Genomic DNA, 14,654 nt, shown 5'->3' with positions numbered 1-14,654 from the left:
CCACCGCGTCAGCGGCGGCGACCCTTCTTGTCGTCCTTCTCGTGGCCGCGGAAGGTGCGGGTGGGCGCGAACTCGCCCAGCTTGTGACCGACCATGGTCTCGGACACGAACACGGGGATGTGCTTGCGTCCGTCGTGCACGGCGATGGTGTGTCCCAGCATGGCGGGGATGATCATCGAACGGCGCGACCAGGTCTTGATGACGTTCTTGGTGCCGGCATCGTTCTGCGAGACGACCTTGCGAAGCAGGTGCTCGTCGACGAAGGGGCCCTTCTTCAGGCTGCGAGGCATCTTCCTCTACTCCTACTTGCGCTTCTTGCCGGCGTTGCGACGACGGACGATGTACTTGTCGCTTTCCTTGTTGGCGTGGCGGGTGCGACCCTCAGCCTGACCCCAAGGAGAAACGGGGTGACGTCCACCGGACGTCTTGCCCTCACCACCACCGTGCGGGTGGTCGACCGGGTTCATCGCGACACCGCGGACGGTCGGGCGGATGCCCTTCCAGCGGTTGCGGCCGGCCTTGCCCCAGTTGATGTTCGACTGCTCGGCGTTGCCGACCTCGCCGATCGTGGCGCGGCAGCGCGCGTCGACGTTGCGGATCTCGCCCGACGGCAGACGAAGCTGCGCGTAGGGGCCGTCCTTGGCGACGAGACGCACCGACGCACCGGCCGAACGCGCCATCTTCGCGCCGCCGCCGGGGCGGAGCTCGATCGCGTGGATCACGGTACCGGTGGGGATGTTCTTCAGCGGCAGGTTGTTGCCCGGCTTGATGTCAGCGCCCGCACCGGACTCGACGATGTCGCCCTGCTGCAGCTTGTTCGGAGCGAGGATGTAACGCTTCTCGCCGTCCACGTAGTGCAGCAGTGCGATGCGCGCGGTGCGGTTGGGGTCGTACTCGATGTGCGCGACCTTGGCGTTGACGCCGTCCTTGTCATTACGACGGAAGTCGATGACGCGGTACTGACGCTTGTGACCGCCACCGATGTGACGCGTGGTGATGCGCCCCTGGTTGTTGCGACCACCGGTCTTCGACAGCGGACGGAGCAGCGACTTCTCGGGCGTCGATCGCGTGATCTCGGCGAAGTCGGCCACCGACGAACCGCGGCGACCCGGGGTCGTGGGCTTGTACTTGCGAATAGCCATGTTGGTTGTCCTCTATCCCAGCTGTCAGCCGACGGCCGTGAAGATGTCGATGGTGCCCGACTTGAGCGTGACGATGGCGCGCTTGGTGTCCTTGCGCTTGCCGGTGCCGAAGCGGGTGCGGCGGGACTTGCCCGCGCGGTTGAGCGTGTTGACCGCAGCGACCTTGACGCCGAAGATCTTCTCGATCGCGAGCTTGATCTCGGTCTTCGAGGAGCGCGGGTCCACCAGGAAGGTGTACTTGCCCTCGTCGATGAGCCCGTAGCTCTTCTCCGAGACGACCGGCTTCAGGATGATGTCGCGCGGGTCCTTGTTGACGGAGACGTTCATGCCGAGACCTCCTCGGTGGTGGCGCTCTTGGACGCGACGAACGCGTCGTAGGCGGCCTTGGTGAAGACGATGTCGTCGGAGACGAGCACGTCGTAGGCGTTCAGCTGGTCGAAGCTGAGGACGTGGACGTACGCGAGGTTGCGCACGCTCTTGACCGCCAGCTCGTCACCGCGCTCGATGACGACCAGGACGTTCTTGGTCGGAGCGAGCTCGGCGAGGACGGCCGCAGCGGCCTTGGTCGACGGGACGCCGTCGATGCCGAAGGAGTCCACCACGTGCAGACGGCCACCGCGAGCACGGTCGCTCAGCGCGCCCAGGAGGGCGGCGGCGATCATCTTCTTGGGGGTGCGCTGCGAGTAGTCGCGCGGCTTCGGACCGTGGACGATGCCACCACCGGTCATGTGCGGCGCGCGGATGGAGCCCTGACGGGCGTTACCCGTGCCCTTCTGCTTGAAGGGCTTGCGGCCGGCACCGGAGACCTCGCCACGACGCTTGGTCGAGTGCGTGCCCTGGCGAGCCGCCGCGAGCTGCGCGACGACGACCTGGTGGATCAGCGGGATGTTCGTCTTGACGTCGAACAGCGCAGCGGGAAGGGCGACCGAGCCGGCCTTCTTGCCACTGGGGCTGTGGACGTCGAGCGCGAGAGTCGAGTCAGCCATGATCAGGCACCCTTCACTGCGTTGCGGACGTAGACGATGCGGCCACGCGCACCGGGGACGGCGCCCTTGACGAGCAGCAGACCCTTCTCGGCGTCGACGGCGTGCACCGTGAGGTTGAGGACGGTCACGCGCTCGCCACCCATACGGCCGGCCATGCGCATGCCCTTGAAGACGCGGCTCGGCGTCGACGAGGCGCCGATGGAGCCGGGCTTGCGGTGGTTGCGGTGCGCACCGTGGGAGGCGGAGACACCCTTGAAGTTGTGACGCTTCATGACACCCGCGGTGCCCTTGCCCTTGCTGGTGCCGACGACGTCGACCAGCTGGCCGGCCTCGAAGGTGGCGTCCACGGTGAGCTCCTGACCGAGTGAGTAGTCAGCGGCATCCGCGGTGCGCACCTCGGTGAGGTGGCGGCGGGGGGTCACACCCGCGGCCTCGAAATGGGCCGTCTGGGGCTTGTTGACCTTGCGGGGGTCGATCTGGCCGTAGGCGATCTGAACGGCGTTGTAGCCGTCACGCTCGGGCGTGCGCACCTGGGTGACCACGTTGGGGGCCACCTCGATGACGGTGACGGGAACGAGCTTGCCGTTCTCGTCCCAGACCTGGGTCATGCCGAGCTTCGTGCCGAGCAGGCCCTTGGAAACCTTTTCGTTGATGTGTGCCATGACCGGGACCTCAGAGCTTGATCTCGATGTTGACGTCGGCCGGGAGGTCGAGACGCATCAGCGAGTCGACGGCCTTGGGCGTCGGGTCGATGATGTCGATCAGGCGCTTGTGGGTGCGCATCTCGAAGTGCTCGCGGCTGTCCTTGTACTTGTGGGGCGACCGGATGACGCACACGACGTTCTTCTCGGTCGGAAGGGGCACGGGGCCCACAACGGTGGCGCCTGCGCGGGTCACCGTGTCGACGATCTTGCGCGCCGACGTGTCGATGACCTCGTGGTCATACGACTTCAGGCGAATGCGGATCTTCTGTCCCGCCATTGTCTGCTCACTCTCTTTCTCGCGTCGTACCTGCCCTGATCGCTCAGGGGGCATTGGACGCACATGGCACAGGGTTGTGCCGGGCACTTGCGCACCACTGTTCTGATGTCAGTTCCGATCGTTCGCGCGCACGCGGGCGAATCCTGTTTCCAGGAGAGATCGGATTGTGTTGTTCTGCTGCCCGCGGCCTAGGTCAGTGCGCTTTTCCGAAGAGGATGCGCCGCCTATGCACTGCCCTGGCAGTGATCCCGCACGTCGCTGACGCGCACGCAGGAATGTGGAACTGGTCTAGTCTACGTGTCCGCCGGGCGTGTCGCAAACCCGGGCGTGTCGCGCCGGGATGCCGGGCGTTGCCCTGGTCCCTCGCCGTGCGCGGCAGACACAAAAAGGGGAGGGGTGGGCCCTTGGGGAAAGCCCACCCCTCCCGGTCTCCGCGGGACGCGCGACCCCCCGACCGCGCGCCCCGGGTCTCAGCGCGCCGCGTCCCCCCGACGCGATGGCGCAGCGTTCAGAACGACGCGCAGGCGCGGACGACCGCGATGAGGACGCCCCCCGGCATCCACATCGACGGCGAATCGTCCATCGCCGGCAGGAGCCAGAGGCACGCGGTCGGATAGCCCGCACCGCGACGAGTGTGCTCGGGTCCCCCGAACAACATCCCCCATATATCCACGAGCAGCGCTCATGCCCCCACAACCTGTCACCGTGCACACGCGCAGACTCTGCGCGATGCGGCGGAACGAACCCCCACAGTTCATTCAGTCGGTTTTCAGCCCCCCGGCGTCGTACTGACCACTGTTGACGCTAGAGGGTGCACACCCCAGCGTCAAGTCGGATTCGATCTCGTTTTCGACACGGTGCGACGAAGGGGTGGATGCCTCGGCATCCACCCCTTCATCCGACCCGTCGGACCCGCTCGCAGCTCACGTGCCGATCGCGCCGTCGACCTGGTCGCGGACCTCGTCGACCTTCGCGTCGAACTGGTCGGGCGCGACCTTCTTCACGAAGCCGGCGGCCGCGTCGAGGACGTTGTCGCTGACCTCCTCGGCCTTGTCCGAGTGGATCACCTCGTCGATCTTGTCCTTGTTCTGCTCGAGAAACTGCGTGCCCTGTTTCACGATGTCATCCAGCCCCATGGCCGTCCCTCCTGCTCGATCGATGCGGCGCGGAGCGCGCTGAGAACATTCTGGCGACGCCGGTGCCGGCTGCCTAGAGGCATGCCCGCCGCGGACACGACGATGCCCCCGGGAGCACGTGGCTCCCGGGGGCATCGAGGGTGTGAAGTGCTTACTTCAGGATCTTCGTGACGGTACCGGCACCGACGGTGCGGCCACCCTCACGGATCGCGAAGCCGAGGCCCTCTTCCATGGCGATCGGCTGGATGAGCTCGACCGTCATCTCCGTGGTGTCACCGGGCATGACCATCTCGGTGCCCTCGGGCAGCGTGATGACGCCGGTGACGTCGGTGGTACGGAAGTAGAACTGCGGGCGGTAGTTCGTGAAGAACGGGTTGTGACGGCCACCCTCCTCCTTGGAGAGGATGTACGCGGTGCCCTCGAAGTCGGTGTGCGGCGTGACCGAACCCGGCTTGACGACGACCTGACCACGCTCGACGTCGTCGCGCTTGGTGCCGCGAAGCAGCAGACCACAGTTCTCGCCGGCCCAGGCCTCGTCGAGCTGCTTGTGGAACATCTCGATACCGGTGACGATCGTCTTCTGCGTCGGGCGGATGCCGACGATCTCGACCTCGGAGTTGATGGCCAGCGTGCCACGCTCGGCGCGGCCCGTGACGACCGTTCCACGACCGGTGATCGTGAAGACGTCCTCGATGGGCATGAGGAACGGCTTGTCCTTGTCGCGCACCGGGTCCGGGATGGACTCGTCGACGGCGTTCATCAGCTCGACGATCGACTCGACCCACTTCTCGTCGCCCTCGAGAGCCTTCAGGCCCGAGACGCGAACGACGGGGGCGTTGTCGCCGTCGAAGTCCTGCGAGCTGAGCAGCTCACGGACCTCGAGCTCGACGAGCTCCAGGATCTCCTCGTCGTCGACCATGTCGCTCTTGTTGAGCGCGACCAGCAGGTAGGGCACGCCGACCTGCTTGGCGAGCAGCACGTGCTCACGCGTCTGAGCCATCGGGCCGTCGGTGGCGGCGACCACGAGGATCGCGCCGTCCATCTGAGCGGCACCGGTGATCATGTTCTTGATGTAGTCGGCGTGGCCGGGCGCGTCGACGTGCGCGTAGTGGCGCTTCGGGGTCTCGTACTCGACGTGCGAGATGTTGATCGTGATACCACGCTGACGCTCTTCGGGAGCCGAGTCGATCGACGCGAAGTCACGCTGCACGTTGGTCGCCGACGGGTACTTGTCGGCGAGCACCTTCGAGATCGCAGCGGTGAGCGTGGTCTTGCCGTGGTCGACGTGACCGATCGTTCCGATGTTGACGTGCGGCTTGGTCCGCTCGAACTTGGCCTTGGCCACTGGGTCCTCCTCAGGACGTTCATGTAGAGGTTCCGGTCGCTGGATTGCGACCGGTGCTCTACGGGGATGGGTGTCAGTCTAGACGACTGGGTCTGTATTCAGTTTGTGCGGATGCTGTGCGCGAAGCGGTCTACGCAGAAGGCTCGGCGCACAGCATCCCAGAGGGTTACTCGCCCTTGTTCTTCTGGACGATCTCGTCGGCGACGGCCTTGGGGACCTCCGCGTACGAGTCGAACTCCATCGAGTACACGGCCCGACCCGAGGTCTTCGAGCGCAGGTCGCCGATGTAGCCGAACATCTCCGACAGCGGGACGAGGGCGCGCACGATCTTGATGCCCGACCCGTCCTCCATCGACTGGATCTGGCCACGACGCGAGTTCAGGTCGCCGATGACATCGCCCATGTACTCCTCGGGCGTGCGCACCTCGACCGCCATGAGCGGCTCGAGGATGGCGGGGTTCGCCTTGCGGATGGCCTCCTTGAAGCCCATGGAGCCGGCGATCTTGAACGCCATCTCGGACGAGTCGACGTCGTGCGACGCGCCGTCGAGCAGGATCGCCTTGACGCCCACGACGGGGTAGCCCGCGAGGACACCGACGTTCATCGCGTCCTGGAAGCCCTGGTTGGTCGGCTCGATGTACTCGCGCGGGATGCGGCCACCGGTGACCTTGTTCTCGAACTCGTACGTCTTGTCGGCCGTGACCTCGAGCGGCTCGATCGCGAACTGGATCTTCGCGAACTGACCCGAACCACCGGTCTGCTTCTTGTGGGTGTAGTCGTGACGCTCGACGGCCTTCTTGATCGTCTCGCGGTACGCCACCTGGGGCTTTCCGACGTTGGCCTCGACCTTGAACTCGCGCTTCATGCGGTCGACGAGGATGTCGAGGTGCAGCTCGCCCATTCCCTTGATGACCGTCTGGCCGGTCTCGGGGTTGAGCTCCGTGCGGAAGGTCGGGTCCTCTTCGGCGAGCTTCTGGATCGCGGTGCCCAGCTTCTCCTGGTCGGCCTTGGTCTTCGGCTCGATGGCGACCTCGATGACGGGCTCGGGGAAGGTCATCGACTCGAGGACGACGGGCTCGTTCGGGTCGGCGAGGGTGTCACCGGTGGTGGTGTCCTTCAGGCCGATCACGGCGTAGATGTTGCCCGCGGTGACCGCGTCGACGGGGTTCTCCTTGTTGGCGTGCATCTGGAAGATCTTCCCGATGCGCTCCTTCTTGCCCTTGGTCGAGTTGATGACCTGCGCACCCGAGTCGAGGTGACCCGAGTAGACGCGGATGTAGGTCAGACGGCCGAAGAAGGGGTGCACCGCGACCTTGAACGCGAGCGCGGCGAAGGGGTCGTTGGCGTCGGGGTGACGCTCGATGACCTTCTCCTCGTCCTTCGGGTCGTGCGCCTCGATCGCGGGCACGTCCAGGGGCGAGGGCAGGTAGTCCACGACCGCGTCGAGCATCGGCTGCACGCCGCGGTTCTTGAAGGCCGAACCACAGAGCACCGGGTACAGGTCACCGGCGACGGTGAGCTTGCGGATGGCGCCCTTGATCTCGGCGAGCGTGAGCTCTTCGCCGCCGAAGTACTTCTCCAGCAGCGCCTCGTCGGACTCGGCGACCGTCTCGAGCAGCTTCTCGCGGTACTCGGCCGCACGGTCGGCGAGGTCGGCCGGGATCTCCTGGACCTCGTACTTGGCGCCCATGGTGACATCACCCTTGGCGTCGCCGGGCCAGACCAGTGCGCGCATCTCGACGAGGTCGACGACGCCCACGAAGTCGTTCTCGGCACCGATCGGCAGCTGCAGCACGAGGGGCTTGGCGCCCAGACGGTTCACGATCGTGTCGACGGTGAAGTAGAAGTCGGCGCCCAGCTTGTCCATCTTGTTGACGAAGCAGATGCGGGGCACGTCGTACTTGTCGGCCTGGCGCCAGACCGTCTCGGACTGGGGCTCGACGCCCTCCTTGCCGTCGAAGACGGCGACGGCACCGTCGAGGACGCGCAGCGACCGCTCGACCTCGACCGTGAAGTCCACGTGTCCGGGGGTGTCGATGATGTTGATCTGGTGCTTGTTCCAGAAGCAGGTCACGGCGGCGGACGTGATCGTGATGCCGCGCTCCTTCTCCTGCTCCATCCAGTCGGTGGTCGAGGCGCCGTCGTGGGTCTCGCCCAGCTTGTGGTTGACACCCGTGTAGAACAGGATGCGCTCGGTCGTCGTCGTCTTGCCGGCATCGATGTGCGCCATGATGCCGATGTTGCGGACCTTGTTGAGGTCGGTGAGCACTTCTTGTGCCACGGGGTGTCCTTACGTGTGTGTTCGGGTTGCGGACGCTTCGACGCGGCCCTGCGGGCCTCGCTCAACGACCGGGGAGTGACCGCCGGTCGTTGAGCGAGCGCAGCGCGTCGAAACGCGTTACCAGCGGTAGTGAGCGAAGGCGCGGTTCGACTCGGCCATCTTGTGGGTGTCTTCGCGGCGCTTGACCGCGGCACCCAGGCCGTTCGAGGCGTCGAGGATCTCGTTCTGCAGACGCTCGGTCATCGTCTTCTCACGACGACCCTTCGCGTAGCTGACGAGCCAGCGCAGCGCGAGCGTGTTCGCGCGGTGCGGCTTGACCTCGACCGGCACCTGGTAGGTCGAGCCACCGACGCGGCGGCTCTTGACCTCGAGGGTGGGGCGGACGTTGTCGAGCGCCTTCTTGAGCGTTGCGACGGCATCCTGGCCGTTCTTCGCCTCGACGCCCTTGAGGGCGTTGTAGACGATCGACTCGGCCAGCGACTTCTTGCCGTCGACGAGGATCTTGTTCACCAGCTGGGTGACGATCGGAGCACCGTAGACCGGGTCGTTGACGACGACGCGGCGGGGTGCGGGTCCCTTGCGAGGCATCGGACTCAGCCCTTCTTGGCGCCGTAGCGGCTACGGGCCTGCTTGCGGTTCTTGACGGCCTGGGTGTCCAGGGCGCCGCGAACGATCTTGTAGCGGACACCGGGGAGGTCCTTGACACGGCCTCCACGGACGAGCACGAGCGAGTGCTCCTGCAGGTTGTGGCCCTCACCCGGGATGTAGGCCGTGACCTCGGTGCCGTTGCGAAGCTTGACACGGGCGACCTTGCGCATGGCCGAGTTCGGCTTCTTGGGCGTGGTCGTGTACACGCGGGTGCAGACACCCGCCTGCTGCGGGTTCGCCTTCAGGGCGGGCGCCTTGGTCTTGGTGACCTTGGGCGTACGTCCCTTGCGAACCAACTGCTGAATGGTTGGCACGTTCTCTCCTTGTAAAGCTGTGCCGGCTCTCGCCTGCACAGGTGCTGCACGGTGACAGCGATGGTGGCTTCACCACAGATCCACCGGCGCGGCGGATGCCGAGCATTGGGTGGTGGATATGCCGTGGGGGCGGCCTGTTCGCAGACCGGTCCCGATCGTGTGCCGAACCCCGTCCGGATGCCGTGGCACGGCGGACGGCGCGCGTATACGCACACCCGGTCAATACTACGCCGTATGACGAACGCGGGCAAACGCGCCCGGTGAGTCGCGCTCTGCTCTCGCGACGCTCGTCTCAGCGTTCGATGCGCGCGAGGTGGAACTCCTCGTCGCCGAGGAAGAACCGCTCCCCCGCGTCGATCTTCGAGCCCGGCTCCACCTCGACCTCCTCGCCCATGAAGGTGCGAACGAGCACCCCGTTCGTCGAGGCCAGATCGGTGATCGTCCAGACCTCGTCGTGCCGTTCGAGACGGGCGTGGGTCTTGGACACGGTGAGGGCCTCGCCGGCAACGGCGATGAGCTGGGCCTTCGGGAAGGCCGCGTCGGCGGCCGGGCGGCGCCCGAGGATGACGACGTCTGCCGTGATCGCGACCGGCGCACCGGATGCCGGGACGAGCTGCCACACCGCCGCGCGAACCCGCCGCGTGATGACCGTCTGGTCGATGTCGTCGTCGGCGCTCTCGCCGCGGAGGTGCTGGGCGGCGACCGCGCCCGCGGCCGAACGCGGCGATCCCGCAGCCGGAGAGCCGATGACCGCCGACACCTCGCCCGACAGCTCCGGGAAGCCGTCGGGCTCGTTCGGAGCGACCGCGAACGCCGGCCACGGTCGCGCGCGGCGCAGCGGCGGCTCCGCCGCGTCGGGCGTGAGCCCACGCTCCCCCGCGGCGGGCGCGTCCGAGGAGCCCGCCTGGGAGCCGTCGACCGCGGAGTCGGACGCATCCGCGGCGGGTTCGGCCGGTACGCCGTGGGCGGCTCGGGCGGCTGCCGCGGCAGCGGAGACCCGGGGCGCCGGTGCCGGTGCATCCGCCGCCTCGCCGACGTCGTGCGGCGACGGCAGCGCGGTGCTGCGACGGCCCGGCACGAAGTCGATGGGGGCATCATCGGTGACCGGCGGCATCGCGTGGCGCCATCCGGCACCGGAGCTGGGCGGGAACGGGGAGGGCGCGATCGCCGAGACGTCATCGATCTCCGACGGCCACGCCGCGTCGTCGTCAGCGGTGGCTTCCCCGGCGCGGACCGCGGCGGATGCCGATACGGGCGCCGGAGCGGGCGGACGGACCACGGCGGACGGCGGCGGCGACGACGTCGCGACGGGCTCGTCGAGCGCCTCGACGGCGACGGTTCCCGCCTCGGGCCGTGCGGGGGCAGGTTCCGCGGGCGCCGGGGCGGCCGTCGACGGCGAGGCGGGCGGCACCGTCGTCTCCGGCGGGGTCCAGGCCGGCGCGGCGGCGGGAGCGGGAGGAGCGAAGAGCCGCGCCAGGTCGTCGTCGTCCTCGCGCACGTCGTCGGACGGTGCTGCCGGCTCCGCCGCCGCGGCCGGCGGCAATGCAGAGACGACCGCGACTTCCGGCGTCATCGGGGCGGGTTCGGCGAACACACCGCCGAGGCTCGCGCGAGGCTGTTCGCGGCGGTGCGCCGACATGCCGCCGGCGCGTGCGCCGAGCCATCGCGCGGGCCCGAAACCGAGAATGCTCGCCCACACGACGAACAGCACCGCCGCGAGGGCGGTCATGCCGCCCCCGTAGCCGAAGCCCGGATTGATCCGGTGCGCCGCGACGACGACCAGCACCCACAGCGCGATCGGCCCCAGCACCGGGAAGAGCCCGATCAGAACGAGCCACGGGCTGAAGCCTCCCCACCGGAGGAGGGTGGCGACGTTCCACACGGGAACCCACCCCTTGTAGGGGGCCTCGCCCATCTTGCGGAACATCGCGGCCAGCGCCAGCGCGGTCCAGACATAGAGAGCGAGGCCCACCGCCAGGGCGACGAGGCCCAGCAGAGCGCCGACGGAGTCGCCGATGGGTGCGTTCATGCGGTGCGCCGCGGGCGCGAGGCCGCACGGCTCCCCCTCTCGAAGTGTGACCGGAACGATCGCGGGACGAACGATCTCAACGATACGGCTGCACGCAGCCGGCGCCACCTGTTCGTCGCGAGCGCGGCCCGCTCGTCCTCGACGATCCGCCAGAACTCCTCGGCCTCGTCGGAGGACATCGGGCGGGCGGAGAAGACCGCTTCATCGGCCGTCCGCGCGAGGGTTCCCGCCGCAGGACGAGCCAGCGCCCGTGCGATCTCGGAGCGCGTGGCCGCGGGCGGTGTGCGACGGCCGGCGTCGGCGGCGGCGTCGAGGTACTCGTCCCACCCCCCGGCGATCGCGTCGGCGGGTCGGTCCTGGCGCCGTCGCCGTCGGCGGCGCAGGGCCTTGGCGATCATGATCGCCGCGAACGGGCCGGCGAGCACGAGCAGAACCGCGAGGACGCCGCCGGTGATACCCAGCGTCGTCCACAGCCAGCGCAGGTCGAGGGGGTCGGGTCGGTCGGTCGGCGCGGCACTGTCCTCCTGCGCGGGACGCTGGGGCTGAACCTCGTCGACCCCGTCGGGGCGCACCGACGTGGCGATCTGCGGGTCGGGCTGCTCGGTGCGCTCGGTGCGCGGCGGGCGCGTGTGCTGGGGGGTGACGTCGACCGGGATCCACTCCCCGGATGCCGAGCGCACCTCCACCCAGGCCGAGACGTCGCCGGCGCGGCACACTCCGTCGACGCACGTCGCGGCATCCGGATCGCTCGACACGAGCCGCGTGCCGACGACGATCCGCGCCGGAAAGCCCAGCTCGCGGGCGATGAGGGCGACGGCGGTCGAGAACTGCTCGTCGTCGCCGACGGCGGCCACGAGGTCGTCCGCAGCCACGGCGGCGGGGTCGGCCTCGCGGGCGAGCAATGCCGTGAACATGCTGTCGATGCGCGCCAGCGAGTGTCCCGATGCGCTCGGCGCGAAGGTGTAGCCCGTCCCGAGCTGCTGCATCCAGGCGGCGCCGGCGGCCGGAGCGCGCAGCGCGTGGCTCAGGTAGCCGCGCGAGCGCAGCAGCGCGACGAGTCCGTCCAGCGCCGCACCGCCCGTGCCGACGGCATGCTGCTGCACCCAGGTGCGCAGGCTCGCCGGCGCCACGAGTTCGCCGCCGTCGGCCCCGGTCACCGACACCCCCGCCTGCCCCCCGGGAGCAGCCGCCGAGGTGAGGGCGCTCACCGCCGGTGCCGCGGCGCGCAGGCGATACGTGTCACCGGCGCTCCACGGTGTCGTCTCGACCGCCGCCTCGCGGGCACCGCTCACGTAGAACCCGTCGGCCAGCGCGGCGGCGCGCGGTCCGGCGAAGTCGACGGATGCCACGGCGCCGGCCGTCGGCATCCAGATGCCGTCCAGCGCACCGATCGTCACCTCGGCATCGATGGGAGCGCCCGCACCGAGAACGCGCGCCGCCGCGAGCCGCACGAACGGCTCGCCCGCCGGGTCGGTGCGGAAGACCGCGCCGTCGTAATCGTCCAGCACGGCCAGTCGCACGCGATCGGGGAGCGCATCCCCGGTGATGCGGAACAGCTCCTCGTCGACGCGCGCATCGGCGAACAGCGTCCGATACGCGCTCAACGGGCTGACCGCGCGCGAGATCTCCTGACGCGGTCCCGTCGCCTCGCGCAGGACGTCGCGCTGCGACGGCACCGCCACCGCCGGCACCGCGACGGCGACGGCCGCGGCGACGACGACCATGCCGACGCCGAGCCCGAGCCGGCGCAGTCGTGCACCCGCTCCCCGCGCGGCGCCGCCGGCCACCCGCACGCTGGCCGCGCCCGACGCGCGACGAAGCGCCTGCACCCGCGCGGCGCGGGTACGCCACGACAGCCACAGCACCCCACTGAGCAGCACCCCGGCGCCGACGGCCGTTTCGACCGGAGCGGGAAGCACGACGGGTCCGACGACCAGCGGCGCGCTGAGCTCCGTGCTGCCGAACAGCAGCCCGAAGCCGGCCATCGCGATCGCCACGGGCACAGCGAGCACGGCGAGCGCGTCTGTGCGCCAGCTCAGCAGCAGGACGCTGGCGGTACCGACGAGAAACACGACGAGCGCCGGCACCAGCAGGTTGCGATACGACCCGACCGGCAGGTCGACGGTGAGCAGATCCTTCCAGCCCCACAGCAGCCCCGCGACGAGCTCACCCAGTCCCTGGAGGAACGGCGCCGGTGCTCCGGCGCGCGAGGGGACGGCCACGGGCACCCCGACCACGAGGAGTGCGCCGGCGAGCAGTCCGGCGGCAGCCCAGCCGTTCCATTGCCGCCAGGCGACGAGGGCGGCGATCGCTCCCGCGAGAACGGATGCCGCGGCCACCAGCAGCAGGAACGACGCCGAGCGGTAGACCGGCCATGCCGCCACCGCCGCCAGCCCCACGGCTGCGAGAGCGTACAGCGCCCCGGCCGCGACCCTCACGAGCGTGCTCCGCGCAGGAGGAGTCCGGCGAGGTCCTCGAGCGCACCGATGGTCACGACGGTGAGCGGACCGACCGTCTGTGCGCGCGGGTGGGCGCGCTCGTCGCAGCGGACGGCGATGACCGCGGCATCCACCGGAAAGGCCAGCGTCGCCAGGCGCAGCGCCGCGAGAGGCACGCCCGAGCCGGCGACGAGGACAGCGACCGAGAGCCGTTCGTTGGCCTCGGCGGTCAGCCGGCACACCTCCGGGAACGGCATCGTCTCGACGAGGCGATCGACGCCGCTGAAGCCGTCGAGCACGGCGCGCGGGGCGCCCGCGGCGATGTGGCGGATGGCGCGCAGGCGCCCCCGGACGACGCGCGGGATCTCGGCACCGACGACGATGTCGAGGTCGCGCGCGTCGTGCACGGCGCGCAGGGCCAGGGAGGATGCCGCGCTGACGGCGAGTTCGAACTCGTCGTCGGATGCGTACTCCGCGCTCGACAGTCCCAGCACGACCGCCATCCGCGAGCGGCGCGACTCCTCGTACTGCCGGACCATGAGCCGGCCCGTCTTCGCCGTTGACTTCCAATGGATCTGGCGGCGGGCATCACCGGGCGCGTACTCGCGGATCGCGTGGAAGGACATGTCCGCATCGACGAGGCGCCGCGTGGCACTGCCGTCGAGGTCGCGGATGAGTCCGGCGCTGGTGGACGGCACGGCGACGGTGCGCGGGTGGACGAACAGCTCCTGTACGTCGTCGAAAGCATGCTCGCGGCGCAGCAGCCCCAGCGGATCGGAGCGGATCGTGGTCGCCGGACCGATGCGCACGATGCCGCGACGCTGCGGCGGCAGGTCCACCGCGTGACGGGAAACCCCGTCGGCGGCGAGGAGCGGAACGCCGAACTCGACCAGTCCGGGCCCGATCGGGATGTCGATGCGGCCGGGCAATGCCGTGGCGCGCCCGATGTTGCGCACGACCACGGTCGCCCGCGCCGCCACCCCCGCGACGACGCGCTCCCGGTCGAGCACGAGGCGCACCTCGTACGTGCGGGCACCGAGGAGGAACGGCAGGGCCATGGCGAGCAACGCCGCCGCGGCCGCGCCGGCGACGAGGGCCTCGACCCATCCGAACGCGAGCCCGGCCGAGAGGCCTGCGGTCGCCGTCAGCACCGCCAGGGCCCCGGCGGGCCTGATCGTCGCGCGGCACCACGCGGTGGCGGCGCGGACGGCCGCGCGCCCGCTCGCCCACACCCGCGAGGCGCGGACGGCCGCTCCCACCAGGCGACGGCCGCGGCGCGCCGTGACCTCCGTCCGCTCGCCGGTGAGGCTGGTTGCCGAGGTCCGCGTGAGCCGTGTGTCGGTCACGGACGACC

General features: G+C 69.4%; 14 protein-coding genes. All 14 read right to left on the bottom strand.

Features of this window, described 5'->3' with window-relative positions; genetic code table 11:
* Positions 1-8: 8 nt before the first annotated feature.
* A complete protein-coding gene (gene rpsS / locus AS96_RS00875; protein WP_005050512.1) occupies positions 9-290 on the bottom strand; it encodes a 30S ribosomal protein S19 in 282 nt (93 codons plus the stop codon).
* Between the two features lie 12 nt (positions 291-302).
* Positions 303-1,142, bottom strand: coding sequence for a 50S ribosomal protein L2 (rplB, locus tag AS96_RS00870; RefSeq protein WP_005050513.1), 840 nt, complete (start codon positions 1,140-1,142; stop codon positions 303-305).
* A 24-nt stretch (positions 1,143-1,166) separates the two neighbouring features.
* The gene (gene rplW, locus AS96_RS00865) at positions 1,167-1,469 is read right to left on the bottom strand and encodes a 50S ribosomal protein L23 (protein WP_005050515.1); all 303 of its coding nucleotides are present in this window, start codon (positions 1,467-1,469) and stop codon (positions 1,167-1,169) included.
* On the bottom strand, positions 1,466-2,128 hold the full coding sequence (gene rplD / locus AS96_RS00860) for a 50S ribosomal protein L4 (RefSeq protein ID WP_036284601.1): 663 nt from the start codon (positions 2,126-2,128) through the stop codon (positions 1,466-1,468). The genes rplW and rplD overlap by 4 nt, the downstream gene beginning before the upstream one ends.
* A gap of 2 nt (positions 2,129-2,130) precedes the next feature.
* Complete coding sequence (rplC, locus tag AS96_RS00855) at positions 2,131-2,790, bottom strand: 50S ribosomal protein L3 (protein ID WP_005050519.1); 660 nt, start codon at positions 2,788-2,790, stop codon at positions 2,131-2,133.
* A 10-nt stretch (positions 2,791-2,800) separates the two neighbouring features.
* A complete protein-coding gene (gene rpsJ / locus AS96_RS00850) occupies positions 2,801-3,109 on the bottom strand; it encodes a 30S ribosomal protein S10 (RefSeq protein WP_005050520.1) in 309 nt (102 codons plus the stop codon).
* Between the two features lie 923 nt (positions 3,110-4,032).
* Positions 4,033-4,245: an Rv0909 family putative TA system antitoxin gene (locus AS96_RS00845; protein ID WP_036284598.1), complete on the bottom strand. Its 213-nt coding sequence runs from the start codon at positions 4,243-4,245 to the stop codon at positions 4,033-4,035.
* Between the two features lie 151 nt (positions 4,246-4,396).
* Entirely contained in the window at positions 4,397-5,590 is a 1,194-nt protein-coding gene (gene tuf / locus AS96_RS00840; RefSeq protein WP_005050522.1) for an elongation factor Tu, read from the bottom strand.
* A 166-nt stretch (positions 5,591-5,756) separates the two neighbouring features.
* Positions 5,757-7,871, bottom strand: coding sequence for an elongation factor G (fusA, locus tag AS96_RS00835; protein WP_005050523.1), 2,115 nt, complete (start codon positions 7,869-7,871; stop codon positions 5,757-5,759).
* Positions 7,872-7,988: 117 nt separating this feature from the next.
* Positions 7,989-8,459: a 30S ribosomal protein S7 gene (gene rpsG / locus AS96_RS00830; RefSeq protein ID WP_005050524.1), complete on the bottom strand. Its 471-nt coding sequence runs from the start codon at positions 8,457-8,459 to the stop codon at positions 7,989-7,991.
* 5 nt (positions 8,460-8,464) lie between these two features.
* The gene (gene rpsL / locus AS96_RS00825; RefSeq protein WP_005050525.1) at positions 8,465-8,833 is read right to left on the bottom strand and encodes a 30S ribosomal protein S12; all 369 of its coding nucleotides are present in this window, start codon (positions 8,831-8,833) and stop codon (positions 8,465-8,467) included.
* 292 nt (positions 8,834-9,125) lie between these two features.
* Complete coding sequence (locus tag AS96_RS00820; protein WP_036284595.1) at positions 9,126-10,862, bottom strand: FHA domain-containing protein; 1,737 nt, start codon at positions 10,860-10,862, stop codon at positions 9,126-9,128.
* On the bottom strand, positions 10,859-13,300 hold the full coding sequence (locus AS96_RS00815) for a transglutaminase-like domain-containing protein (protein ID WP_036284592.1): 2,442 nt from the start codon (positions 13,298-13,300) through the stop codon (positions 10,859-10,861). Before AS96_RS00815 ends, AS96_RS00820 begins: the two co-directional genes overlap by 4 nt.
* Complete coding sequence (locus AS96_RS00810; protein ID WP_016463579.1) at positions 13,297-14,646, bottom strand: DUF58 domain-containing protein; 1,350 nt, start codon at positions 14,644-14,646, stop codon at positions 13,297-13,299. The genes AS96_RS00815 and AS96_RS00810 overlap by 4 nt, the downstream gene beginning before the upstream one ends.
* Between the last annotated feature and the right edge of the window lie 8 nt (positions 14,647-14,654).

Source organism: Microbacterium sp. MRS-1 (genome assembly GCF_000585455.1).
Taxonomy (GTDB): domain Bacteria; phylum Actinomycetota; class Actinomycetes; order Actinomycetales; family Microbacteriaceae; genus Microbacterium; species Microbacterium laevaniformans.
Note: the sequence above shows the minus strand (reverse complement) of the source record. Positions and strands in the feature narration are given on the sequence as shown.